Annotated in this window: 19 protein-coding genes and 1 pseudogene; 15 read left to right on the forward strand and 5 right to left on the reverse strand. The window is 69.5% G+C overall.

Annotation, left to right across the window (positions count from 1 at the left end):
* The 4 genes and pseudogenes from ABD743_RS31320 to ABD743_RS31335 form a co-directional block, all read left to right on the forward strand.
* A pseudogene (locus tag ABD743_RS31320) lies at window positions 1-96 on the forward strand (succinate--CoA ligase subunit alpha); the annotation flags it as partial.
* A gap of 66 nt (window positions 97-162) precedes the next feature.
* Window positions 163-1,020 (forward strand): hydroxypyruvate isomerase family protein, encoded by an 858-nt coding sequence (locus tag ABD743_RS31325; protein ID WP_344726182.1) that lies wholly within the window; start codon window positions 163-165, stop codon window positions 1,018-1,020.
* Window positions 1,017-1,184, forward strand: a complete 168-nt coding sequence (locus ABD743_RS31330; protein ID WP_344726184.1) for a hypothetical protein — start codon at window positions 1,017-1,019, stop codon at window positions 1,182-1,184. Before ABD743_RS31325 ends, ABD743_RS31330 begins: the two co-directional genes overlap by 4 nt.
* A 35-nt stretch (window positions 1,185-1,219) precedes the next feature.
* On the forward strand, window positions 1,220-2,866 hold the full coding sequence (locus ABD743_RS31335; RefSeq protein WP_344726476.1) for a thiamine pyrophosphate-binding protein: 1,647 nt from the start codon (window positions 1,220-1,222) through the stop codon (window positions 2,864-2,866).
* A 218-nt stretch (window positions 2,867-3,084) separates the two neighbouring features.
* Here the strand turns inward: ABD743_RS31335 and ABD743_RS31340 are convergent, their stop codons facing one another.
* Complete coding sequence (locus ABD743_RS31340) at window positions 3,085-4,062, reverse strand: 2-dehydropantoate 2-reductase (RefSeq protein ID WP_344726186.1); 978 nt, start codon at window positions 4,060-4,062, stop codon at window positions 3,085-3,087.
* A 213-nt stretch (window positions 4,063-4,275) separates the two neighbouring features.
* Between ABD743_RS31340 and ABD743_RS31345 the strand changes: the two genes are divergently transcribed.
* The 6 genes from ABD743_RS31345 (at window position 4,276) to ABD743_RS31370 (ending at window position 12,845) form a co-directional block, all read left to right on the forward strand.
* Complete coding sequence (locus ABD743_RS31345) at window positions 4,276-6,003, forward strand: thiamine pyrophosphate-binding protein (protein WP_344726188.1); 1,728 nt, start codon at window positions 4,276-4,278, stop codon at window positions 6,001-6,003.
* Window positions 6,004-6,031: 28 nt separating this feature from the next.
* Window positions 6,032-7,258 carry a formyl-CoA transferase gene (gene frc, locus ABD743_RS31350; protein WP_344726190.1) on the forward strand — a complete coding sequence of 409 codons (1,227 nt, stop codon included), beginning with the start codon at window positions 6,032-6,034 and terminating at the stop codon, window positions 7,256-7,258.
* Between the two features lie 2 nt (window positions 7,259-7,260).
* Complete coding sequence (locus ABD743_RS31355; protein ID WP_344726193.1) at window positions 7,261-9,405, forward strand: acetate--CoA ligase family protein; 2,145 nt, start codon at window positions 7,261-7,263, stop codon at window positions 9,403-9,405.
* 310 nt (window positions 9,406-9,715) lie between these two features.
* The gene (locus tag ABD743_RS31360; protein WP_344726195.1) at window positions 9,716-11,122 is read left to right on the forward strand and encodes an Nramp family divalent metal transporter; all 1,407 of its coding nucleotides are present in this window, start codon (window positions 9,716-9,718) and stop codon (window positions 11,120-11,122) included.
* A gap of 1 nt (window position 11,123) precedes the next feature.
* Window positions 11,124-11,723, forward strand: coding sequence for a hypothetical protein (locus tag ABD743_RS31365; protein ID WP_344726197.1), 600 nt, complete (start codon window positions 11,124-11,126; stop codon window positions 11,721-11,723).
* An 87-nt stretch (window positions 11,724-11,810) separates the two neighbouring features.
* Window positions 11,811-12,845: a TerC family protein gene (locus ABD743_RS31370; RefSeq protein ID WP_344726199.1), complete on the forward strand. Its 1,035-nt coding sequence runs from the start codon at window positions 11,811-11,813 to the stop codon at window positions 12,843-12,845.
* 85 nt (window positions 12,846-12,930) lie between these two features.
* On the opposite strand, the gene ABD743_RS31375 is transcribed toward ABD743_RS31370, so the two are convergent.
* The 3 genes from ABD743_RS31375 to acs form a co-directional block, all read right to left on the reverse strand.
* Entirely contained in the window at window positions 12,931-13,470 is a 540-nt protein-coding gene (locus tag ABD743_RS31375; RefSeq protein WP_344726201.1) for a beta-class carbonic anhydrase, read from the reverse strand.
* A 179-nt stretch (window positions 13,471-13,649) separates the two neighbouring features.
* A complete protein-coding gene (locus tag ABD743_RS31380) occupies window positions 13,650-15,041 on the reverse strand; it encodes an OFA family MFS transporter (protein ID WP_344726203.1) in 1,392 nt (463 codons plus the stop codon).
* Window positions 15,042-16,248: 1,207 nt separating this feature from the next.
* The gene (acs, locus tag ABD743_RS31385) at window positions 16,249-18,231 is read right to left on the reverse strand and encodes an acetate--CoA ligase (protein WP_344726205.1); all 1,983 of its coding nucleotides are present in this window, start codon (window positions 18,229-18,231) and stop codon (window positions 16,249-16,251) included.
* Window positions 18,232-18,431: 200 nt separating this feature from the next.
* On the opposite strand from acs, the gene ABD743_RS31390 reads away from it, so the two are divergent.
* Window positions 18,432-19,202 (forward strand): oxidoreductase, encoded by a 771-nt coding sequence (locus tag ABD743_RS31390; RefSeq protein WP_344726207.1) that lies wholly within the window; start codon window positions 18,432-18,434, stop codon window positions 19,200-19,202.
* Window positions 19,203-19,572: 370 nt separating this feature from the next.
* Here the strand turns inward: ABD743_RS31390 and ABD743_RS31395 are convergent, their stop codons facing one another.
* Window positions 19,573-20,403: an HAD family hydrolase gene (locus ABD743_RS31395; RefSeq protein ID WP_344726209.1), complete on the reverse strand. Its 831-nt coding sequence runs from the start codon at window positions 20,401-20,403 to the stop codon at window positions 19,573-19,575.
* A 399-nt stretch (window positions 20,404-20,802) separates the two neighbouring features.
* On the opposite strand from ABD743_RS31395, the gene ssd reads away from it, so the two are divergent.
* Genes ssd through ABD743_RS31415 form a run of 4 tightly spaced genes read left to right on the forward strand, consistent with a single transcriptional unit; the run spans window position 20,803 to window position 24,687 of the window.
* Complete coding sequence (gene ssd / locus ABD743_RS31400) at window positions 20,803-21,915, forward strand: septum site-determining protein Ssd (protein WP_344726211.1); 1,113 nt, start codon at window positions 20,803-20,805, stop codon at window positions 21,913-21,915.
* Window positions 21,916-21,917: 2 nt separating this feature from the next.
* Window positions 21,918-23,135 (forward strand): TadA family conjugal transfer-associated ATPase, encoded by a 1,218-nt coding sequence (locus ABD743_RS31405; protein ID WP_425567012.1) that lies wholly within the window; start codon window positions 21,918-21,920, stop codon window positions 23,133-23,135.
* A 5-nt stretch (window positions 23,136-23,140) separates the two neighbouring features.
* The gene (locus ABD743_RS31410) at window positions 23,141-23,932 is read left to right on the forward strand and encodes a type II secretion system F family protein (RefSeq protein WP_344726215.1); all 792 of its coding nucleotides are present in this window, start codon (window positions 23,141-23,143) and stop codon (window positions 23,930-23,932) included.
* Window positions 23,929-24,687 carry a type II secretion system F family protein gene (locus ABD743_RS31415; protein WP_344726217.1) on the forward strand — a complete coding sequence of 253 codons (759 nt, stop codon included), beginning with the start codon at window positions 23,929-23,931 and terminating at the stop codon, window positions 24,685-24,687. The genes ABD743_RS31410 and ABD743_RS31415 overlap by 4 nt, the downstream gene beginning before the upstream one ends.
* The last annotated feature ends 15 nt before the right edge of the window (window positions 24,688-24,702 follow it).

The following is a 24,702-nucleotide window of genomic DNA, read 5'->3' on the forward strand; positions in this document are numbered from 1 at the left end:
GCCAAGAAGGAGGCTCTCGAGGCCGCGGGCGTCAAGGTCGGCAAGACCCCCAGCGAGACCGCCGCGCTCATGCGGGAGCTCATCAAGGCGCACTAGGCCTGCCGGAGCCGCCGCGACCCGAACTCCGTCCTCGCCACGTCCGTCGACTCCGGGAGGAGCCGTATGTCCGACGCCGCCCAGATGGCATTGCGTTACGACGTCAACCTGTCCATCTTGTTCACCGAGCTACCGCTGCTGCAGCGACCCGCAGCGGCAGCGGCAGCCGGGTTCGACGCCGTCGAGCTGTGGTGGCCCTTCCCGGAGCCGGTGCCGTCCGATCGGGATCTCGACCAGCTGCGTGACGCGATTCTCGACTCGGGCACGCGGCTGGTCGGCCTGAACTTCGATGCCGGCAACATGGCGGCGGGAGATCGGGGACTGCTCTCCCGGCCCGCCGACAGCGAACGCTTCCGCGCGAACATCGACGTGGCCGTCGGCCTCGCCGCCTCGCTCGGATGCACCGTGCTCAACGCCCTGTACGGAAACTGGGACCCCGAATCGAGCGTGCCCGAGCAGCGCGAGATCGCCACGGAGAACCTCGTGCTCGCCGCGCGTTCCGCGGAACGGGCCGGGGCCACCGTCGTGATAGAGGCTCTCAACAGCATCGAGAGCCCCGACTACCCGATCACGTCCTCGCACGAGGCGCTGGACCTGATCGAGTACCTGCGGGTCATCCACGACGTGCCGAACATCGCGTTCCTCGCCGATCTGTACCACCTCGCCCGCATGGGCGAGCCGGTCGAGCAGCTCATCGAGCGGCGCGCCGACCGGTTCGGTCACGTCCAGATCGCCGACCCACCCGGCCGGGGCCAGCCGGGCACGGGCGACCTCGACTGGCCCACCCTGCTCGACCGGCTGGCCACGAGTGAGTACCGCGGCTACGTCGGCCTCGAGTACAAGCCGGTGGGGCCGAGCGCCGACAGCTTCGGCTGGCTCCCCCGGCACCTGCGGTCCGCCGCCGCCGTCGAGGAGTCCGTGTGACACAGACCGTCGGGATCGCCGGTCTCGGGATCATGGGTGGCCCGATGCTGGCGGAATCGCCTTACGTGGAAGAGGTCGTTCTCGGGCCCGGTGGGGTGCTCGAGAACGCCGAGCCCGGGCTACTGCTGATCGACGGCCACCGGAACGGGGACTCGGAAGGCTAGCGATGGCAACCACCGCGAGCAGGGTCGTCCCCTGCATGGAGGCGGTGGCGGCGGTCATGGAGTCGGAGGGTGTCGACACGGTCTTCGGCACCCCCGGCGCCGCGATCCTGCCGCTGTTCGCGGCGCTGCGGAACAGCGGGATCAAGCACCTCACGGTGCGCCACGAAGCAGGCGCCACGCACGCCGCCGACGGGTGGGCACGAGCCACCGGCAAGGTCGGGGTGACGATCGGAACGTCCGGTCCCGCCGGCACGAACATGATCAGCGGCCTCTCCACGGCGCTGGCCGACTCCATCCCGATCATCTGCATCACGGGGCAGGCGGAGCCCGCCACGCCGCGCCAGGAGGCGTTCCAGGCCGTCGACATCGTCGAGATCGCCAAGCCGGTGACGAAGTGGGCCGTGCGGCTCACGGAGCCGGCCCAGGCCGTGTGGGTGTTCCGTGAGGCGTTCCGGATCGCCCGCTCGGGCCGTCCGGGCCCGGTGCTCATCGACCTGCCGATCGACGTGCAGCGCGGCGCCTGCCTCTACAACCGCAAGGTCGACGCACCGATCCCGATCGAGGTACCGGCGCCACGGGCGCAGCCGATCAACGCGGCCGTGCAGATGCTGCAGGAGGCCGAGCGGCCGATCATCCTCGCCGGCGGCGGGGTCATCGGCGCACAGGCGTCGGACGAGCTGCGCCAGCTCGCCGAGTACCTCCAGGTGCCGGTGCAGGTCACGCTGATGGGCAAGGGAGCGTTCCCGGAGCACCACCCGCTGTTCGCCGGCATGGCGGGGCTGCAGACGCAGACCCCCTGGGGCAACGCCACATTTCTCGAGAGCGACCTCGTGCTCGCGGTCGGAGCGCGGTTCTGCGACCGCCACACCGGCGACCTGCAGACCTACCGGCACGGACGGAAGTTCATCCACGTCGACATCGAGCCGACACAGATCGGCAAGGTGTTCGAGCCGGACCTGGGGATCGTCGGGCACGCGAAGCCGACCTTGGCCGCCATGCGCGACCACGCCCGGCGCTCGTCGCCGCAGCACGCGCCCGGGGTTTGGGTGGAACGGGTGGCGCACCTGCGTACCACCCTGAGGCGCCGGGACGACTTCGACGACATGCCGATCAAGCCCCCGCGCGTGTTCCGGGAGATCAACCGGTCGTTCGGGCCCGACACCACGTTCGTCACTGCGATCGGCCTGTACGAGATCTGGTCCGGCCAATTCCAGCAGACGTTCAAACCGCGCCGCCACATGGTGTGCGGCCGCCCCGGCCCGCTCGGTTGGGAGGTGCCCGCCGCAATCGGCGTCAAAAGTGCGCTCCCGGATGAACAGGTTGTCGCCGTGGTCGGCGACCATTCCTTCCAGTTCCTCATGGAAGAGATCGCGGGCGCCGCCCAGCACAAGATTCCGTTCGTCATCGTCATGGTCAACAACGCCGTCGATCCGCGTCACGGCAAGGGCGGGATCGATCACGTCAAGCTCATGGATGCCTTCGGCTGCCCGGCGCGACGCGTCGAGCAGCCCGGCGATATCGCCGACGCGCTGAGCTGGGCGGCGCTCGAGTCGGAGGCGCAGCAACTGCCGGTCCTCGTCGAGGTCATGGTGGAGCGGGAGGCCAACGCCGCGATTAGCCGGTCCCTGAACACCATCAACGAGTTCGAGCCCGCGCCCGAGCTGGTGCCATTGGACGACTGAGGCCCCCAGGCGCAGAACGGCCACCTCCCGGCAGAACCGGCGAGGAGGCCGTTTCTGCATATTCAGGGCATCGCAGTGCGCACACCGGCCGGCCCCGGAATACAGAAACGGCACTCCCGCCGACCTGATCGGGAGTGCCGTTCGTGCGCTTCGGGCCTGGAGACGCGCCGGCCGCCGGCAGGCTGTTCACCCGCCGGCGGCCTCTGGGCGTGGACCTGTCAGGACGCCGCGGCCACCTGCTGGTTGAGCAGGTCGGCAACAGCGGTGATCGCCCGGAGAGTGGGGACCTCGGCGCCGGTGAGATCGGCGAGCTCCACCACAGCGGTCAGGAGCACGTCGAGCTCCATCGGGCGTCCACGCTCCAGGTCCTGAAGCGTGGAGGTCTTGTGCTCGCCGGTGCGCTCTGCGCCGGCGAGACGCTTCTCCACGGAGATCTCGGGGTAGCTGCCCACCCGGTGGGCGACCTCGAGGGTCTCCTCCATCATCTGAGCCACAAGGGCGCGGGTGCCCTGGTGGCGGCAGATCCCGGCCATCGTCGCCCTGGTGAGCGCGCTGAGCGGGTTGAAGGCGATGTTGCCCATCAACTTGATCCAGATGTCGCAACGCAGGTCGGCCTCGACCGGACACTTGAGGCCGCCGGCCACCATCGCCTCGGCGAACTCCGTGCAGCGCGCAGAGATGCTGCCGTCGGGTTCCCCGATGGAGAACCGCGTGCCCTCCAGATGCCGTACGACGCCGGGAGCTTCGATCTCCGTGGCGGCGTAGACCACGCAACCGATGGCCCGATCCAGGTCGAGCGCGGCCGTAACCGCTCCGTCCGGGTCGACGCTCTCGATGCGGTGGCCCTCGAACTGTCCGGGAAGGCGGTGGAAGTACCACCACGGGATCCCGTTCTGAGCGGCGATGATGCTGGTGCTGTCGTGCAGCAACGGCTTGATCATGGGGCCGGCCGCTGCGTAGGCGTTGGCCTTGAACCCCAGGAACACGTGGTCGACGGGCCCGATCTCGCCGGGATCGTCCGTTGCGTGGGGATGGGCGGTGAAGTCACCGCGGGGACTCAGTACCTGGACTCCGTTGGCTCGGAGCGCTTTGAGGTGCTCGCCGCGGGCGACCAGGTGTACGTCGACACCCGCCCGACTGAGGCTCGCTCCTACATACGCGCCGATCGCACCGGCACCCAGCACAGCAACCTTCACGTCGAGCTCCCGTCCTCGGCGACTGTGCATTCAGTATGCAGTATGGAACCGCGACGTCAAGACGGCACAGGACGGACATACAGGGGTCACGAGGGCTGTCGGGAAACCCGCTCTGGACATCCGACGAAGCTAGGAGTACCAAAGCACCCATACCGTATGCAGTATGGAACCAGCCGCTGGCCGAGTGGCGAGACGACGAGGAGGTGCATCGCCATGACGCAGACGATCCCCGCGAGCGCTCAACGCCACGGGGTGAGCGATGCGGCGATCGCACCCGAGACGATCTCCGGCGGCCACCTGGTCGCGAAGGCACTCAAGGCCGAGGGCGTGGATACGGTCTACACCCTCTGCGGCGGTCACATTATCGACATCTACGACGGCTGTGTCGATGAGGGCATCGAGGTCATCGACGTACGTCACGAGCAGGTTGCGGCCCACGCCGCCGACGGCTATGCGCGCATCACCGGCAAGCCCGGCTGCGCGGTCGTCACCGCCGGCCCGGGCACCAGCGACGCCGTGACCGGCGTCGCCAACGCGCTACGCGCGGAGAGCCCGATGCTGCTCATCGGGGGCCAGGGCGCACTGAGCCAGCACAAGATGGGCTCGCTGCAGGATCTCCCCCACGTCGACATCATGACGCCGATCACAAAGTTCGCGGCCACGGTCCCCCACACGGCCCGCGTCGCGGACATGGTGTCGATGGCCTTCCGCGAGTGCTTCAACGGAGCCCCCGGCCCGTCGTTCCTCGAGATCCCACGCGACGTCCTCGACGCCCACGTGCCCTATGAGCAGGCCCGCCTGCCCAAGCCGGGGTCCTATCGCGCCTCCGCCAGGTCCGTCGGCGACCCCGCCGCCATCGAGCGGCTCGCCGACCTCATCGCGCAGTCCGAGAGGCCGTGCGTCCTCCTGGGCAACCAGGTGTGGACCTGCCGGGCCACCGACGCCGCCATCGAGTTCGTCCGCACCCTCGACATCCCGGCGTTCATGAACGGCGCCGGCCGGGGCACCCTCGCCCCGAAGGACCCGATGCACTTCCAGCTGGCCCGCCGCCACGCGTTCAACGAGGCCGACCTCATCATCATCGTCGGCACGCCGTTCGACTTCCGGATGGGCTACGGCCGGCGGCTCTCCCCCACGGCCAAGGTCGTTCAGATCGACCTGGACTACCGCACGGTCGGCAAGAACCGCGACATCGACCTCGGCCTCGTCGGCGACGTGGGCGCGATCCTGGGGGCCACTACGGCCGCTTCCTCGGGCCGCATCACCACCGGCGCGGCCAAGCGGAAGGCCTGGATCGACGAGCTGCGGGCGTTCGAGACCGCCGCGTACGAGAAGCGCCTCCCCCGCCAGCGCTCCGATGCCATGCCGATCGACCCGTACCGGCTCGTGCACGAGATCAACGAGTTCCTCACGGAGGACTCGATCTACATCGGCGACGGCGGTGACATCGTCACCTTCTCCGGCCAGGTGGTGCAGCCCAAGGCCCCCGGCCACTGGATGGACCCCGGCCCCCTGGGCACCCTCGGCGTCGGCATCCCGTTCGTGATGGCCGCCAAGCACGCCCGTCCCGACAAGGAGGTCGTCGCCCTCTTCGGCGACGGCGCCTTCAGCCTCACCGGCTGGGACTTCGAGACCCTGGTTCGCTTCAACCTCCCGTTCGTCGGCATCGTCGGCAACAACTCGTCGATGAACCAGATCCGCTACGGGCAGATCCAGAAGTACGGCGAGAACCGGGGCCGCGTGGGCAACACACTCGGCAACGTCAAATACGACCAGTTCGCCACGATGCTCGGAGGTTATGGCGAAGAGGTCCGCGACCCCGCCGACATCGCCCCTGCACTCCAGCGAGCCCGCGAGTCGGGCTTGCCGTCCCTCATCAATGTCTGGGTCGACCCGGAGGTCTACGCCCCGGGAACCATGAACCAGACCATGTACAAGTGATCACTGCAGATCCCCGGGGAGTATACGAATGAGCGCACTAGACGGAATCCGCGTTCTCGACATGACCCATGTGCAGTCCGGGCCGTCGGCGACGCAGATCCTCGCCTGGCTCGGCGCCGATGTGGTCAAGCTCGAGGCGCCGACCGGGGACATCACCCGTCAGCAGCTGAGGGACATTCCCGACGTCGACAGCCTCTACTTCACGATGCTGAACTGCAACAAGCGCAGCATCACGCTCAACATGAAGAGCGAGGAAGGCAAGAAGCTCTTCATCGAGATGGTCCAGAAGTCCGACGTCCTGGTCGAGAACTTCGGCCCGGGCGCGGTCGACCGGATGGGATTCACCTGGGACCGCCTCCAGGAGATCAACCCCCGGCTGGTCTACGCCTCGATCAAGGGCTTCGGCGAGGGTCCCTACACCCACTACAAGGCGTACGAGGTGGTCGCCCAGGCCATGGGCGGCTCGATGGCCACCACGGGGTTCGAGGACGGGCCGCCGCTGGCCACCGGAGCCCAGATCGGTGACTCCGGCACCGGCATGCACGCCGTCGCCGGCATCCTCGCGGCGCTGGTGCAGCGCAACACCACGGGTCGCGGCCAGCGCGTCACCGTGGCGATGCAGCACGCCGTGCTCAACCTGTGCCGGGTGAAGCTGCGCGACCAGCAGCGGCTCGAGCATGGCCCGCTCAACGAGTACCCGAACGAGTCGTTCACCGACGAGGTGCCGCGCTCGGGCAACGCCTCCGGTGGGGGCCAGCCCGGCTGGGCGGTGAAGTGCAGCCCCGGCGGCCCCAACGACTACATCTACGTAATCGTGCAGCCTCCGGGCTGGGCTCCCATCGCCAACCTCATCGGCCGGCCCGAGCTCGCCGAGGACTCGGAGTGGGCCACCCCTGCGGCGCGGCTGAACAAGCTCGACAAGATGTTCCAGCTGATCGAGGAGTGGTCGTCCCGCCTTTCGAAGTGGGACGCGCTCGCGGAGCTGAACGCTCTGAACGTGCCATGTGGCCCGATCCTGTCGACCAAGGAGATCATCGAGGACGCCTCCCTCGCCGACAACAACATGGTCGTCACCGTCGACCACCCGGAGCGGGGCGCCTTCAAGACGGTCGGCTGCCCGATCAAGCTGTCCGACTCCCCGGTGAAGGTGGAGACCTCGCCACTGCTCGGGGAGCACAACGAGGACGTGTACGTGCGCGAACTGGGACTCGCCCCGGAGCGCTTCGCTGAGCTCAAGACGCAAGGAGTGATCTGAATATGGCCAACGAGAGCGTGGCCTACGACAAAGACGCGGTACGCGAGGTCCTCGACAAGGCCCGCGCGGAGGGCCGCGACTCGCTGACCGCTCCCGAGGGCCGCCGCGTGTGCGAGGCCTACGGGATCCCGACCCCCGGTGAGGGTCTCGCCGGCACGGCCGACGAGGCGGTGCGACTGGCCGGAGAGCTCGGCGGCCCGGTCGCCATGAAGATCGTCTCCCCGGACATCCTGCACAAGACCGAGGCCGGCGGCGTCAAGATCGGCATCTCGGGCGACGACGCGGTGCGCGGCGCCTTCGACGAGATCATCGCCAACGCCAAGGCCTACAACGCCGACGCCAGTATCGATGGCATCCAGGTCCAGCAGATGCTGAGCGGCGGCCAGGAAGTGATCATCGGGGCCACCACGGACCCCACGTTCGGCAAGGTGATCATCTTCGGCCTCGGCGGTGTGCTCGTCGAGGTGCTCAAGGACGTCACGTTCCGGCTCGCGCCGGTCGACCACGCCACCGCGATCTCGATGCTGGACGGCATCAAGGCCGCCGAGATCCTCCGCGGTGTCCGCGGCGGTGAGGCGGTGGACGCCGACGCGCTCGCCGACGTCATCACGCGGCTGTCCGACCTCGTCACCGACTTCCCGCAGATCAGCGAGTTCGACCTGAACCCGGTGTTCGCGCGGCCCGACGGCGCGTCCGCCGCCGACGTGCGGATCCTGCTGGACAACGCCGAGCACGCCGAGCCGGTGCGCTACAGCCAGGAGGAGATCCTGGCCACGATGAGCCGGATGATGCGGCCGAAGGCGGTCGCGGTCATCGGCGCGTCGGCCGAGGACGGCAAGATCGGCAACTCCGTGATGAAGAACCTCATCAACGGGGGCTACGCAGGCGAGATCTACCCCATCAACCCCAAGGCCGACGAGATCCTGGGGCGCAAGGCCTACAAGAACATCGGCGACGTGCCCGGTGACGTCGACGTGGCCGTGTTCACGGTGCCGGCGAAGTTCGTGCCGCAGGCGCTGCGCGAGGTGGGCGAGAAGAACATCCCGGCCGCCGTGCTGATCCCCTCCGGTTTCGCGGAGACGGGCAACCACGAGCTCCAGGACGAGATCGTCCAGATCGCCCGCGAGGGCGGGGTGCGCCTGCTCGGGCCGAACATCTACGGCTACTACTACACGCCGCAGGACCTCTGTGCGACGTTCTGCACGCCCTACGACGTCAAGGGCGGTGTCGCCCTCACCTCGCAGTCCGGCGGCATCGGCATGGCGATCCTCGGGTTCAGCCGCACCAGCAAAATGGGTGTCTCGGCGATCGTCGGACTCGGCAACAAGTCCGACCTGGACGAGGACGACCTGCTCACCTACTTCGAGCAGGACCCCGACACCAACATCGTCGCGATGCACCTCGAGGACCTGAAGGACGGCCGGGCCTTCGTCGAGGCGGCGCAGCGGATCACCAAGAAGAAGCCGGTGGTCGTGCTGAAGGCCGGACGTACGGCGCTGGGTGCCAAGGCGGCCAGCTCGCACACCGGTGCTCTCGCCGGCGACGACAAGGTCTACGACGACATCCTCAAGCAGTCGGGTGTGGTCCGGGCCTACTCGCTCAACGACATGCTGGAGTTCGCCCGGGGCATCCCGGTGCTGCCCACTCCCAAGGGTGAGAACGTCGTCATCATCACCGGCGCCGGTGGCTCGGGTGTGCTGCTCTCCGACGCGGTGGTCGAGAACGGCCTGTCGCTGATGGAGATGCCGAAGGACCTCGACGAGGCCTTCAAGGCGTTCATCCCGCCGTTCGGCGCGTCGGGCAACCCGATCGACATCACCGGTGGGGAGCCGCCCTCGACGTACGAGGCCACGATCCGGCTCGGTCTCGAGGACGACCGGATCCACGCCCTGATCCTCGGCTACTGGCACACGATCGTCACCCCGCCGATGGTCTTCGCCGAGCTCACCGCTCGCGTGGTGGCCGAGGCTCGGGCGAAGGGCATCGAGAAGCCGGTCGTGGCGTCCCTCGCGGGAGACGTCGAGGTCGAGGAAGCCAGCGACTACCTCTACCAGCACGGAGTTGTCGCGTACCCCTACACCACTGAGAAGCCCGTCGCCGTTCTGGGAGCGAAGTACCGCTGGGCCAGGAGCGCCGGACTGATCTGAAAGGTCTTCGGGCCGGCCCTTCCGGGGGCCGGCTCGAACCGGTCACGGCCCCAGCGCCGGACCGGGTACGGGACGGTCGGCCCGGCCGGCGTCCCCTGGGGGATCTCGCCCACCCTCCAGGGACAGCCTGCCGGGCCGACCGTCGCCGCATCGTCACGACAAGGAGGCCATGGCGAGGGGCGATAGGCCGTACGAAGCACCAATCGGAAGGTCCACAAAAGTGACTACATCAAGACAGCCTGGCGCCACAACCGGGTACGCAACTGACGCTACCGGCGAACGCGTCTGGCATGCGGGTGGCCTCGAGCCGATGCCCATCCGCAAACTGCCGGAAGCTCCGCCCTCAGTCCACATCCTCGGCCCGACGGTCTTCCTCGTCGCGCTCGGTGTGGGCATGGGCGAGTCCTACATGTGGCCCCGGCTCGTTCTCCTGTTCGGGCCAGAGATCCGCTGGCTGTTCCTGATCGGCGTGACCATCCAGGCCATTGTACTGCTGGAAATGGCCCGGTACGCCATGGCAACCGGTGAGAGCATATTCACAGGCGCTGCCCGTGTGTTCAAACCGATCATGTGGTTCTTCTTTACCATCGCAATACTCATCTACATCTGGCCGGGTCACCTTTCGGCCGGAGCGTCCGCTTTCGAAGCCGTAACGGGCGTTCCATGGCAGGTTGCCGCGATTGTCGGGATGCTCCTGGTCGGCACGGTGTTCACGCTGGCCAAGTTCATCTACAACCTGCTCGAGAGCGTGCTGTCGATCCTGATCGGCGTGCTCGTGCTCGGCACCGCGATCATCGCCTCCCTCGTGGGTTCCTGGGGCGACCTGGCCAGCACGATCACCGGCATGTTCGCCTTCGGGTACCTGCCCGAGGAGGCCCTCACGGCCGCCTGGTTCCCGGTGGTGGTCGGTGCGATCGCGTTCGCCGGTCCGTCCGGCATGCAGCAGATGTGGTACACGCTGCACCTGCGCGACAAGGGCGCCGGCATGGGCGCGCACATCCCGAAGCTGCGTGGTCTGCGCCACTCCGGCGACGAGGAGATCATGCCGTCGCGCGGCTTCATGTTCGACACCGAAGACGCCGACGAGATGCGCAAGTGGAAGGGCTGGCGCCGCTGGGTGACGTTCGACGCCCTGCTGCTGTTCTGGGGCATCACGATGCTCGTCACGATCTCGTTCACCGTCATCGCACAGGTCGCGGCCCGGCAGAGCCCGGATGTCGTCAACCTGCTCCGGGATGGTGAGCGGGAGGCAGCTCTCGCGGCGATGTCCTCGTCGATCGCCTCCGTCGGGGTGCCGGCGCTGGGTTCGGTCTTCATGGGCTTCATCGCCCTGATCGGCCTCAACGCCACCCTGGGCCTGTTCGACTCGTTCTCCCGTGGACAGTCGGACATGACCTACCACTTCGTGCCGGGCGCGAAGCGGTTCCGGATGGCGCACCTCTACGCCGGCTTCCTGTGGGGCGTGATCCTCTTCGGGATCGTCATCCTGCTCTGGGGCCCGGCCGACGGTCCGGCAGCGATCCTGGACGTCCTGGCGTTCCTCTCCGCGTTCGCCATGGGCGCCTACTGCGTCGTATTGCTGCTGGTGAACAACCGGTTGCTGCCCAAGCCGATCCGTCCGAAACTGTGGACGAACCTGGTGATCGGCTTCGGCGCGGTGTTCTACCTGGGCTCGCTGTTCTACAGCCTGATCCGCTTCGGCGCGGTGCTGGACTGACATGTCCAAAACCAGAGTGCTGCAGCTCGCGGAGCTCGGGGTACCGGGTGCGGCGATCGGAGCTGCGTCGGGTGCCGTGGTCGGTCTGCTCGTAGCGGCCGTCGGCCATCCCATCGGGTGGGCCGCGGTCGGGGCACTGACCCTCGGTGTTCCGCTTGCACTGCTGGGAGCCGGCTACGGGGCGATCGCCGCCACCGGCTGGTTCCGGCCGGGGGTCTTCGCGCCCGTGGCGATCTACTGGATGCTGGGCTTCCCCCTCTCGCGCCTCGTGCATGAGACGGTGACGCCCGCGCTGCTCGGCGGAAGTTTCGCGCCGCCGAGCGACGTTCTGACGTTCCTGCTCTTCCAGGCTCTCGTCAGCATGGGTTATGCGATCGGCTTCATCTGGCTCCACGAGCGGATCGCGCCGCATTGGCTCATGCGCATCCAGGATCACAATCCCGCCGCCCGAACCATGTTCGCTGTCTACGTGAAGCAGGCAAGCGCGATGTGGGAGGCACGGGAGAGCAAGCGCGCCCGGCGCAACACCGGTCGCGATCGTCCGCGTGCTGCGGCGTCGTCGTCCGGCGCTGCACGGGCGCGGTCCCGACGGTCCTCGTGACCGCAGTGCCGCGGCGGGGCCGGGTCGATCCGGCCACGGTTCCGCCGCGGCACTTCGACCGTCGACCGCCGATTTCCGAGGAGAGAGATGAGTGTTCCGTTCTGGGCCTGGCTCGCGACGATAGGCGCGTTCGTGGCCATCATCGCCTTCGACTTCTATCTGGTCGCCCGCAATCCACGTGATCCGTCGATGCGGGAGTCGACGATCTGGGTCTGTTGTTACGTCGCTCTCGCTGTCATCTTCGGGCTCGGTGTACTGGCCTTCACCGGGCCGCAGTACGGAGGTGAATTCTTCGCCGGCTGGATCACCGAGTACTCGCTGTCGGTGGACAACCTGTTCATCTTCGTCCTGATCATGAGCAGATTCGCCGTGCCGCGGCAGTACCGCCAGAAGGTGCTGCTCATCGGGATCGTTCTGGCTCTGCTCCTGCGCGGCATCTTCATTGCGCTCGGCGCCGAGGCCATCTCCCGTTTCGACTGGATGTTCTACCTCTTCGGCGCATTCCTCATCTACACCGCTTGGAAGCTCATCCGGCACTCCGACGAGGACGAGGAGTTCCAGGAGAACCGCGTTCTGCGCGCCGTTCGCCGGGTCGTCCCGTCGACCACCGAGTACCAGGGTGCTTCGCTCACCACCAAGGTCGACGGGCGCCGGCTCGTCACGCCGATGCTCATCGTGATGGTCGCGATCGGTACCACCGACCTTCTCTTCGCGGTCGACTCCATCCCGGCGATCTTCGGACTCACCCAGGAGCCGTACCTGGTATTCACCGCCAACGCATTCGCACTGATGGGGCTGCGGCAGCTGTTCTTCCTCATCGGTGGCCTGCTCGACCGGCTGGTGTACCTGAGCAAGGGCCTCGCGATCATCCTGGCCTTCATCGGCTTCAAGCTGATCTTCGAGGCGATGCACCACCACGGTGTCTCGTGGGCCCCCGAGGTGCCGATCTGGGCGTCGCTGCTGGTCATCGTCGGCACGCTGGCGATCACCACCGTGGCCAGCCTCGCCAAGTCCCGCAAGGACGCCGCCGCGGAGAACGCGGCCGCCGACCCGACCACCGCCAAGGACGGCGACGACCCGGCCGAGGAGGTGCCGGAGCCCACCAGCAAGTCCGCCGGCTGACGCCGCAGACGTCCGCTCCCGCTGCCCGTCCCGTAACCCGGGGCGGGCAGTTCGGCTTTCGGGGGCGGTCGCTGCGTGCGTCATGTCAGGCCGAGTCCCTGACGCCGGCCAGGCCTGCGGGCTCGTCGCCACCGACCTCGGTGAGGGCGAAGCTCTCGATGTCGAGCACGAAACCGCGGACGACCGTCTCCGGCAGCAGGAACGGATCACGTCGCAGGCGTTCCACACCCCGCTGCACGTCCACAGCGGGATCCACGAAGGCGTACGTCCGCCACAGTGGACGCATCCCCACCTCCGACGCGAGCTCCTCCGCGAAGTCGTCGTCGCTGAACGTGGCCATCCCACACCGGCTGTGGGCCACCACCAGCACCTCACGCGTTCCCAGCTTCCGCTGGCTGACCACCACCGAACGCACCACGTCGTCGGTCACCACCCCGCCCGCGTTCCGCAGCGTGTGCACCTCACCCAGCCCCAGGCCGAACAGGGCCTGGACGTCGATTCGGGTGTCCATGCACGTCACCACGACGGTGCGCAGCCCAGGTGCGGCCGCCGCGCCCCGAGCGTTCGACGCGGCGAGCCGGCCGCCGCCTGCCTCGTGCCGCCGCAGCAGCTCCTCGCTGCTCATAGCGATACCTGGGGCGCGGGGAGCGCCCTGTGGCGGGCCATGCACCTCGAGCGATTCACCAGCGATCTCCATTTCGTCTCACACGGGCCGACAGGCCCGGTAGGTCACCGACCGGACCGGGCGAGCCACCGGCAGCACCCGGCAGCTCGCCCGATCCATTCCATCGGCACCGGGTCGGGTCAGGCCCGGCCCCCATCGGCCACCGCGTGGGGAGCGGACGAACCGAGGGCGGAGTTGGACGCCGCGCGCTCTCGTGCGCCGCGACCGGGCTGCCGGAGGAACAGCGAGATCACCGCGGAGAGGAACGCGATGGCACCGGCGATCGTGTACGCCCCGTTGTAGCCCCATGTCGAGACCACCCAGGACGCCACGCCGAGCCCGAAGAGGCCGCTGACCAGCTTGGAGCTGTAGACGAGCCCGTAGTTGGTCGCGTTGTTGTTCTCGCCGAAGTAGTCGGGGGTGAGCGAGGCGAACATCGGGAAGAACGCTCCACCACCGAGGCCTGCGAGGAAGGCGAAGAAGATGAAGAGCGCCTCGTTGTGCGTGTCCCCGCCCCAGAGCAGGCCGAACTGCGCGACTCCCTCGACCACCAGCACGATGATGAGCGACTCCTTGCGCCCGATCTGGTCGGAGAGCCATCCGACGAACCCACGGCCGAAGCCGTTGACGATCGAGAGCACACCCGCCGAGGACGCGGCGATGAACGGGCCGAAGCCAACTTCCTTCGCGAAGTCGACCTGGTAGCCGATCCCGAACAGCGACACGCCGCCGATGATCGCCAGCGCGAACCACATCAGCGGGAGCTGACCGGTCTTGATCGCCTCCATCGGGCCGTACTGCTTCACGGCCGGTGGGTTCTTGGCCAGGCTACGAGCGGACTTGGGGCTCGCTGCCCACTCGAGCGGGTCGACGTCGTGGGGCCACCAGTTCTTGGGCGGGTCCTTGAACAGGAAACCGCTGATACCGACGACCACCAGCATGTACAGGGCGATGAGGGTGAGGACGAGCGTGAAGTTGCTTTCGTTGAACGCGTAGCTGAAGACGAAGATGAACGGCACTGCGCCGTAGGCGAAGGCACCGTTGACGAACCCCGTCTTCCCGCCCCGCTTCTCGGGGAACCACTTTCCGACCATGTTGATCGACGTGGCGTACACGAGACCGGCGCCGGTCCCGCCGATGACCGAGTAGAACAGGAAGTTCAACACGAGGTTGCTTGTCAGGCCGAGCACGACGAACGCCGCGAACACCATGACGGCACCGGTGAGCATGGCGGTCCGGGCCGAGACGATGCCCTTCTCGCGAAGCCGTCCGGCTGGGAACGCGACTCCCGCCTGGAACACCGTCCAGATGCTGACTAGCCAGAAGGCCTGCCCGAGCGACCAACCGTGTACGTCCTCGAGGGTGCTCTCCGCGGCGCCGTAGCCGTATTCGAAGACGCTGACCCCGAACATGGACGCCCACGGCAACCACATCATCCACTTGCGCGAGCGCCCAAGTATTTGTTCCGCCGGTATCCCGACGCGGTAGACGCGCCCGTTGGAGTCGGTTATTTCACGATCCGCGACAGTCACGTCGTCTCCTTTGACGAGAAGGGAGGATGGACCCGACCACTTGTCGTGTCTTCCATCAATTGGCCGGCTGGCAACGCACCCGAATTCGCGCACCACCGACCGAGCAAGCAGAGCGGGTGGACCGCGCTGCAGCTCCCTTAGTGCTGGTTGTAGGCTCCCGCCGGTCCTGCCATGCCGACAGCGTCTTGCTAGCAAAGACGCAGGTAGACCGGCTGACAGGGCGAGGCGTCAGGGAACCGGCAGAGCCACCGCTCGTGGTCGACGGGCGGCGTCGAACGTCCGCAGGACTAACTCGGGGACCAGCTGAGACATGTGACGCATCTCCTCCTGTCGCCGCTGCGGGGGTGGTTCACATACTGCATACGGTATGACTCCTTGTCTAGATTTTGTTGTCGCCAAATGGCCCAACGGCGCATTTTTTACCCAAGATCAAGCTGGACTTGGCAGTCCCTTTACCATAGCTAATTGTCCGAATTAGGCGTGATTCGGCCACTTCGTCCTGCAGTTCGGCGACGGAGGCCCGGGACAGGGTCGGTCCCGAGCGCACGGGAGGGCGGGTGGAGGCCCGGGCGCGACTACGCGGCAGCGACCGGCGCCGGCCGCAAGAGCCCGCGAGAAGGCGGCAGCCTCCGGCGAGCAGCCGCGGAAGCGGCAACGTCGACAGAGCCGGCTCAGCCGGGTATGGGAGGCCTGGGCGAAGCCAGGACGGTTGGCGCGCGGCAATGAATGCCAACGGCGACGCCCACGGAGCGGCCTACCGGGTCGGAGAGAGACCGCGGCGAAGCCAGGAGAGGCGGCAGCGCGGCAACTGCACCGGCGCGAACTACCGCGCCGGACAGAGGCCGACCGAAACCGGGAGGTGGGGCCCTGCGGCAACCTCCGCGGAGGGGCCTACCGAGCCGGAGCGGGCCGGCGAGAAGCCAGGTCAGTCAGCCCCGCGGCAACGTCAACAGCCACGTCCGCGGAGCGGGCCTGACGAGCCCGGGGAGACTGCCGGACTGAAGTTAGAAGCATTGCCAGTCCCGCGGCGAAGTCTGCGGGGTGGCCGACCGGACCGGGATGAGGGCGCGGCGAAGCCGAGCCCAAGGCTCGGGGCTACGAGCGGCGCTCTCGTCCGATAGGTCGGGACGGATGTGCCGATCGTCCAGTGGGGACGGTCGGCGCGGGCCGGCCCGGTGGCGTCGCCACCGGGCCGGTAACCGGCCGGTCAGTCCTCCGACTTGCCGCTCTTGAGGCCCTCGGAGATGAGGTCCATGACGGAGGAGTCGGCGAGCGTCGTGACGTCCCCGATCTCGCGGTTCTCCGCCACGTCGCGCAGGAGCCTGCGCATGATCTTGCCGGAGCGGGTCTTGGGCAACTCGTCCACGACCATGATCTGGCGCGGCTTCGCGATGGGCCCGATCTCCTTGGACACGTGATCACGCAGTGCCTTGATCGCGTCGGCGCCCTTCGCCTCGTCCTGCGCGACGTTGCCCCGCAGGATGACGAACGCGACGATCCCCTGCCCCGTGGTCGGGTCCGACGCACCCACGACCGCCGCCTCGGCCACCGTGGGGTGGCTGACCAGCGCCGACTCCACCTCCGTGGTGGAGATCCGGTGGCCCGACACGTTCATCACGTCATCGACCCTGCCCAGCAGCCAGAACGCACCGTCGTCGTCGTACTTCGCGCCATCACCGGCGAAGTAGTAGCCCTGGTCGGCGAACCGCGACCAGTAGGTCTCCCGGTAACGCTCCTCATCACCCCAGATGCCCCGCAACATCGCCGGCCACGGCTCGTCGAGCACCAGGTAGCCACCGTTGCCGTGCTCCACCGGCGTACCACCCTCGTCCACGATCGTGGCGCCGATCCCCGGCAACGGACGCATGGCCGACCCGGGCTTCGTGGCGGTGACGCCGGGCAACGGCGAGATCATGATCGCGCCGGTCTCGGTCTGCCACCACGTGTCGACGATCGGGCAGTTGTCCTTGCCGATGTTCTCCCGGTACCACATCCAGGCCTCGGGGTTGATCGGCTCACCCACACTGCCCAGCACGCGCAGCGACGAGAGATCGAACTTCTCCGGGATCTCCTTGCCCCACTTCATGAACGTCCGGATCAACGTGGGAGCGGTGTAGTAGATCGAGACCCCGTACTTCTGGATGATCTCCCAGTGCCGGCCCTCGTGCGGGGTGTTAGGCGTGCCCTCATACATCACCGACGTCGCCCGGTTGGCCAACGGACCGTAAACGATGTAGGTGTGCCCGGTGACCCAGCCGATGTCGGCCGTGCACCAGTAGACGCTCTCCCCCGGCTTGTGGTCGAAGACCACGTTGTGGGTGTAAGCGGCCTGCGTCAGGTAGCCACCCGAGGTGTGCAGGATGCCCTTCGGCTTCCCGGTGGTGCCCGAGGTGTAGAGGATGTACAGCGGGTGCTCGGCGTCGAAGGGCTGGGCCTCGTGCTCGTCGGACTGCCGCTCGACGATGTCGTGCCACCAGATGTCGCGGCCCTCGGTCCAGGGCACATCGGTCTCGGTGCGCTTCACCACCAGCACGTGCTCGATCGACGGCGTGTCCTTGACCGCCTCGTCGGTGTTCTCCTTCATCGGCGCGGGCTTGCCACGCCGGAACTGCCCATCCGAGGTGATCAGCAGCTTCGCCTGCGCATCCTCGATCCGCGAACGCAACGCCCCCGGCGAGAACCCACCGAAAACCACACTGTGCGCCGCGCCCAGCCGCGCACACGCCAGCATCGCGATCGCAGCCTCGGGGATCATCGGGAGCTGGATCGCCACCCGGTCACCCTCCCCCACACCCAACTCGGCCAGCGCGTTGGCCGCCTTGCAGACCGCACTCTTGAGATCCGCGTAGGTGATCGTGCGGGTGTCACCCGGCTCGCCCTCCCAGTGGAAGGCGACCTGCTCACCGTGACCGTCCTCGACATGCCGGTCGACGCAGTTGTAGGCGACGTTCAGCTTGCCGCCCACGAACCACTTCGCGAACGGCGCATCCCACTCCAGGACCCGATCCCACTTCTGGTGCCAGTGCAACCGGTCGGCCTGCTCGGCCCAGAAAGCCTCGCGGTCGGCCGCGCCCCGGTCGTACCACTCGGCCGTCGCATTGGCCTGCGCCGCGAACTCCTCGCTCGGAGGGAAGCTCCGACTCTCGGTGGACAGGTTGCTCAGCGTGGCTTGAGTCGATTCGTCGGCCATGAATGCCCTCCTGATAGTGGGCGCCTCACGCCGGGCGGTCACTGCCCGGCTCCTCGTGCGTAGCACGACGCTAGCGGCCTCTCCGAGCCGCCGCATCGCCAGTCTGTCCAGGTTGATCCCGATCTCCCGCGCCGCCCGGCAGCCAGGCACGACGGGCCCCGAGACGCGGAACGGGCGCCCGGCGGTGGCACCATGCCGGTGTGCCCACGACCGCCGATCCGCTCGCTCCGCTGCTCGGTCTGCCCGGCGTCCAGGACGCCGTGACGAGGGCCCGGGACGCGCTGGTGGCGGTGCACAACCATCCGGTCAACCGGCGCGGGTGGCCGGCAGGCGCGGCGGAGGCGAGCATGCGGGCCGCGCGGGCCTCAGCCGCCCTCGACGGCGCCCCGCTGGGGGGTGTCGATCTTCACGGTGGTGCCCCCGGAACAGAGCACACCGTGAGCCCGGTGCTCGCCGGGGCCGTTCGCGTCGCCGAGGAGTCCGGCCGGCTGCTGGCGGTCTGGCGTACCTCGCCGTTGCAAGCGCTGGCCCGCCTGCATGTCGTGGCAGCGGCCGATCTCGTTCCTCCCGAACGCCACGACGACGAGCTCGGCAGGCCGATGCGGGCCGAGGGGATCTCCGCCCGGCTCGGGCTGCTCGCCGACATGCTGACGGGCGGCACGTCCGTGCCCGGACCGGTGCTGGCCGCCGTGGTGCACGGCGAGTTGCTGGCGCTCGCCCCCTTCCCCACCGCGAACGGTGTGGTCGCGCGCGCAGCGGCACGGCTCACGGCCGTGGCCGCGGGCCTCGATCCCAAGGGGCTGGCCGTGCCCGAGGTCGGGCACCTGCGCCACGCCCCGGAGTACCGCACCGCTGCCGCCGCCTTCGCCGGCGGCACGCCCGAGGGCCTCAGAACATGGCTGCTGCACTGTTGCGCCCAGTGGGAGGCCGGAGCGCGCGAGGGGATGTCGATCGCCGACGCCCGGGCCTGATCACGCTCGTGGCCCGGGGCAATGAGACGGGCGGCGCCCCTTGGCAGGGACACCGCCCGTCTACGCGCAAACATCAGGATCCAGGCGTGCACTACGTGTCGTGGTAATGGCCTCGGCGTCCAGCGTCCCGGTACGCAGGCCCACGACGACATGCCTCCCGCGGCGTGCTGTGCGTGGAGTGCCCGACCTTTGCGCACGGAGCCCCAGTCAGGGGGAACGGGTGCTTCTCCACCGCACCGTCCCTGGCCGACCAGGAGTCCGTGCGCCCTTTGTAGTACGTGACGCGGAGCACAGCAAGGGTCACACGGCAGTGCACCGGTTCAGAACACCCGGGCCCGGCGAAGGCCTCTCGCAGCGGCTCCGCGGCCACTCATCCGCGGGTTCGCCGTCGATGCCCGTACCACGACACCCCGACCAGCGCCACCGCTCCCAGCCCGGCCGCTGCCAGCGTCGTTCGCTTCTCCGGGGCACGAAACCGCCGCAGCGCGACCGGATCGGCGAAGGTCAGGATCGGCCATCCTCGCTGCACGGCTTCGCGGCGCAGGGCCCTGTCCGGGTTGACCACCGTGGGGTGCCCGACGGCCTCCAGCAGCGGCAGGTCGGTGATCGAGTCGGAGTAGGCCCGGCAATCGGAGAGCTGATAGCCCTGCTCGGCGGCGATGGCCCGCGCTGCCTCCGCCTTCTCCTCGCCGTAGCAGTAGTAGTCGATCACACCCGTGTAGCGGCCCTCCTGCACGCTCATCCGCGTGGCCAGGCACCGGTCCGCCCCCACGAGAGCCGCGATGGGTTCGACGACCTCCAATCCCGACGCGGACAGCACCACGACCTCGTCACCGTTGGCCTTGTGCTCGGCGATGAGCTCCGCGGCCTCGGCGTAGACCAGCGGCTCGACGATGTCGTGCAGGGTCTCGGCGACGATCGCCCGGATCTGCGCGACCTCCCACCCGGTGCACAGCGCGGTGATCCGCCGGCGCAGCAGGTCCATCGTGTCGGCGTCGGCCCCGGAGAGCACGAGCAGCAACTGAGCGTATCCGCTCCGCAAGGCGGCACGCCTGCTGATCAAACCTCGGCGGCGGAACGGACGGCTGAACGCGAGCGCGCTCGACCCGGCGATGATCGTCTTGTCGAGGTCGAAGAAGGCAGCGGCTCCCGAGGCCGCGGGGTGTGGCTTCGGGCGTAGCGTCGGCAACGGACCAGGCACGTCGAGCGAGCTTGCCAGAACCCCCGAACGACGGCCGACCCCCGCGGCACTGCCCGAACGCAGCACAGATGGTCCGTCCAGAGGCGCGCGTTGCAGCCCGTCAAGGGCTACAGTTGGTTGTGCTCGGACGTGTCCGGGCGCGGTTCAGCTCGACCCCCCGGAGCTGAACCACCGACGGCCCCCGCCAATCCCCCCTGGCGGGGGCCGTCCCGTATCCAGGGGACCCCCGAATCACACTGCCCCTGAACACCGACAGAACCGGGCATTCGGGAGCCGATTCGATCCGGTTTATCCACATCGGTCACCGCCTGTCCACAAGATCATGGTCCGCCCTCCGCCGAGGCCACGCGCACCGCACGCTGGTCAGGCCGCTCTTCCGAGCGGCAGGACGAGGGAGGCGTGGTGCAGCAGAGCGCAGGTGAACGGCGCGGGTTGGTGATGGTGTCCGACCCCGATTTGCTCGACACCATCCTGCGGTTGGCCGCAGCAGCAGGGTGTGACCTCCACCGCACCATCGACGCGGCACAGGCCCGTCCGCACTGGCCGCGAGCGCCTCTCGTGCTCCTCGACGCGGCCGCAGCCCAGCAGTGCGCGCAGGCGGGGCTGCCTCGTCGTGGCGAGGTGATCGTCACTGTCCGTGGCGAACCGGCCCCTTCCGTGTGGCAACACGCGGTGGCGGTCGGCGCCCAACACGTCATCTCCCTCCCCCAGGCGGAGTCGTGGCTGGTGGCGGCCCTCACAGAGGCCGCCGAGGGTCCCGGCCGCAACGGTGCCGTGCTCGCCGTCGTAGGCGGTCGCGGCGGCGCCGGCGCCTCGGTGCTCGCGGCGGCCGTCGCGGTCACTGCCGTACGCGACGGGTCACGGGTGCTGCTCGTCGATTGCGATCCGCTGGGCGGAGGCCTCGACCTGGTGCTCGGAGCGGAGGAGCTCGGCGGTCTGCGATGGCCCGACATCGGGGTCGGCGGCGGGCGCGTGCCGGCCACCGCGTTGCACGCCGCCCTTCCCGCCCCCACCGTCGCCCGCCGCGGTGGTGGCGAGCTGGGCGTGCTGTCCTGCGACCGCTCCGCTCACGGCCCCTCGCCCGCCGCGGTCCGGTCGGTGGTCGAGGCCGGTCGGCGGGCCGGGGAGACGGTCGTCTGCGACCTCCCGCGCTACCCCACCGAGGCTGCCGTCGCGGCGCTGTCGTCGGCCGACCTCACCGTCCTCGTCGTACCCGCCGAGGTACGGTCCTGCGCCGCCGCGGCGAGGGTGGCCGCCGTACTCGCCGAGCACGGCGGCCCGGTGCGTCTGATCGTCCGGGGTCCGGCTCCGGGAGGCGTGGCGGCCTCCGAGATCGCCCGCGCTCTCGGTCTTCCGCTGCTGGCCGCGATGCGGCCCGAGGCAGGGCTCGCCCGGGCACTGGAGCGCGGCGACGCGCCGGGCAGGCCACGCGGTCCGCTCGCGGCCACCGCGCACACGGTGCTCACCGAGCTGCGCGCGCTCGCAGGGCCGGCGTCGGGGGTGCCGGCGTGAACATGTCGAGCCACGCCGGACTGGCCGTCGCGGCCCGCGCCACAGCCGATATCGGCCCGCGGTCCGCGTCTGCGCTGGTCGACCGCGTGCGATCCCGGCTGGCCGCCGCCGGCGGAGAGATCACCGAAGCGGCGGTGGCCGCGGCCGTGCGGGCGGAGTCCGGCGGGGTCGCCTCCGACCTCGACGTACTCGCGGCGCTGCGCGTGCTGCGCCAGGAGTTCGTCGGCGCCGGCCCTCTCGACGAACTGCTGCGCGACCCACGCACCACCGACGTCCTCGTGTGCGGGCCCACGTCGGTGTGGGTCGACCGCGGATCGGGACTCGAAGCCACCGATGTCCGGTTCCCCGACGAGGCCGCCGTCCGCCGGCTCGCCCAGCGGCTCGCCATCGCCGCAGGCCGTCGGCTCGACGACGCCAGCCCATACGTCGACGGTTGGGTCGCCGACGTCGGGGTGCGGCTGCACGCCGTGCTCCCGCCCGTCGCCGCCGACGGCACCTGCCTGTCCCTTCGTGTCCTGCGTCCCGCCGCGCACGACCTGCCGGCGCTGCGTTCACTCGGCACCGTCGACGCCACCGGCGAGGCCCTGCTGCGGGCGGTGCTTGCCGCCCGGCTCGCGTTCCTCGTCTCAGGAGGCACCGGCACGGGCAAGACCACGATCCTCGCCGCGATGCTCAGCACGGTCCATCCGCGGGAGCGAATCGTCTGCGTCGAGGACGCGGAGGAGCTTCGCCCCCGGCACCCGCACGTCGTACGGCTCGTCGCCCGGCCGGCCAACATCGAGGGAGCCGGCGGGATCGTGCTGCGCGACCTCGTGCGCCAGGCGCTGCGGATGCGGCCCGACCGGCTCGTCGTCGGCGAGGTCAGGGGTGCGGAGGTCTGCGACCTGCTGGCCGCGCTCAACACGGGCCATGACGGCGGTGCCGGCACGGTCCACGCCAACTCGGCCGGCGAGGTGCCGGCGCGGATGGAGGCGTTGGCGGCCACCGGCGGGCTCCCCCGCGATGCCCTGCACAGCCAGCTCGCCGCCGCTGTGCAGGTGGTACTCCACATGCGCAGGCTCGGCTCCGGCGCCCGGGTGCTGGATGTCGTCGGCGTGCTGACCCGCTCCTCCGAGGGAGTCGCCGTCGGAGCAGCGTGGAGCCGCAGTCGCGGCTGGTCCAGCGGACGCGATGCCCTCGGGCGCCTGTTCGCCGACCGCGGGGTGCGGGCACCGTGGTGAACGCCATGGCGTGTGCCGCTCTCGCGGCGGCGATCGGATGCCTGCCCCCGGCTGCTGGGGCCACGAGGCTCGCAGTGCTCTGGCCGGTCACGGCGATCCGCGGCCGCCGAATCGCGTGGGCCGCCGCACCGGCTGTGCTCGGTGGGCTCGCCGGGCTGCTGCTCGCCGGTCCGGGTGGAGCACTGGCGGGCGCGCTCGTGGCGTTCACGGTCCGACGGCGACAGGCCCGGCATCGGGCAGCCGCCGCGGCGGCGGCCGCCGCGGCGCAGCTCGCCGACGCGGTCTCCCGCATCACAGAGGAGCTGCGGGCGGGCAGCCATCCGGCCGCCGCGCTCGCCGGGGCGCGGGCGGACGGTCCGCTGGCCCGCGACATCCTCGATCCTGCGGCCGCTGCCGCACGTCTCGGCGACAATGTGGCCGCCGCCCTGCGCCGGGGCGCGGTCGGACGGCCGGGAATCGGCCCCGACGTCGAACGCATCGCCGTGGCCTGGTCGCTCGCCGAGCGGCACGGGATCCCGCTCGCCGAACTGCTCGGGAGTACCCACCACGACATCCGCTGGAGAGTGCGCTTCGGGGCCACCGTGCGGGCCCAGCTGGCCGGGCCGCGGGCCACCGCCCACGTACTCACCGCATTGCCGCTGCTCGGACTCGGGCTCGGCCAGCTCGTCGGCGCCGACCCGGTCGCGGTACTGCGCGGCGGCTTGCTCGGCCAGATGCTGCTGGTCATCGGCGTCGCGCTGGTGGCGGCTGGCTCAGCGTGGTCGGAGCGCATCCTCCGCTCGGCGGTGCCGTCATGAGTCCGTCGATCAGCGCGGTGCCGGGCACCACCGCCGCCGCACTCGCGGTGCTGGCCGTCGCACTACTCGTCGCTGCGGGGCCCAGCAGCTCAGGCAGGCTGCGGGCACTGCAAGCCGATCCGCCGCCACCGGTCGATGCCGTGGCGTCCCCGCCACTGCGCGGTTCGTGGCTGGCCATCGGGGCAGCCGCGGCCGGGCTGCTCGGATGGGCCGTCGCCGGGGCCATGGCGGGCGCGGTCCTGGGGATCGCGGCCGGAGCGGCAGGCGCAGTGTTCGCGCGTCGCGCTGCCGCTCGCGCCGGCCCGGGCACCGAGCAGGACAGCGACATCGCCGGCGGCTGGGAGCTGCTCGCGGTCTGCTTGGAGGCGGGGTTGCCGGTCTCGGTCGCGGTGTCGGCGGCAGCCGAGCCGCTCGGCGGTTCCACCGGCGCCCAGTTGCGGCGCGTCTCCGGCCTCCTCGAACTCGGAGCCGATCCGGTCGACGCCTGGCTCGCGGCCGAGGGCGTGCCCGCGCTCGCGACGTTCGCTCGCGCAGCGGGCCGCTCGGCCGGCACCGGCGCGGCCCTCGCCCAGGTGGCGAGAGCCGAGGGCGGGCGGCTCCGCGCCGACCTGCTCGACTCCGCGCAGGCACGGGCGGAGCGCGCCGGAGTGCTCATCACCGGCCCGCTCGGACTCTGTTTCCTGCCGGCGTTCCTGGTCCTCGGTATCGCCCCGGTCGTCATCGGCCTGGCGGGCGAGGCACTCGCGCAGTGGTGACCACCGCGCATGTCC

Source organism: Pseudonocardia yunnanensis (assembly GCF_039534065.1).
GTDB lineage: Bacteria > Actinomycetota > Actinomycetes > Mycobacteriales > Pseudonocardiaceae > Pseudonocardia > Pseudonocardia yunnanensis.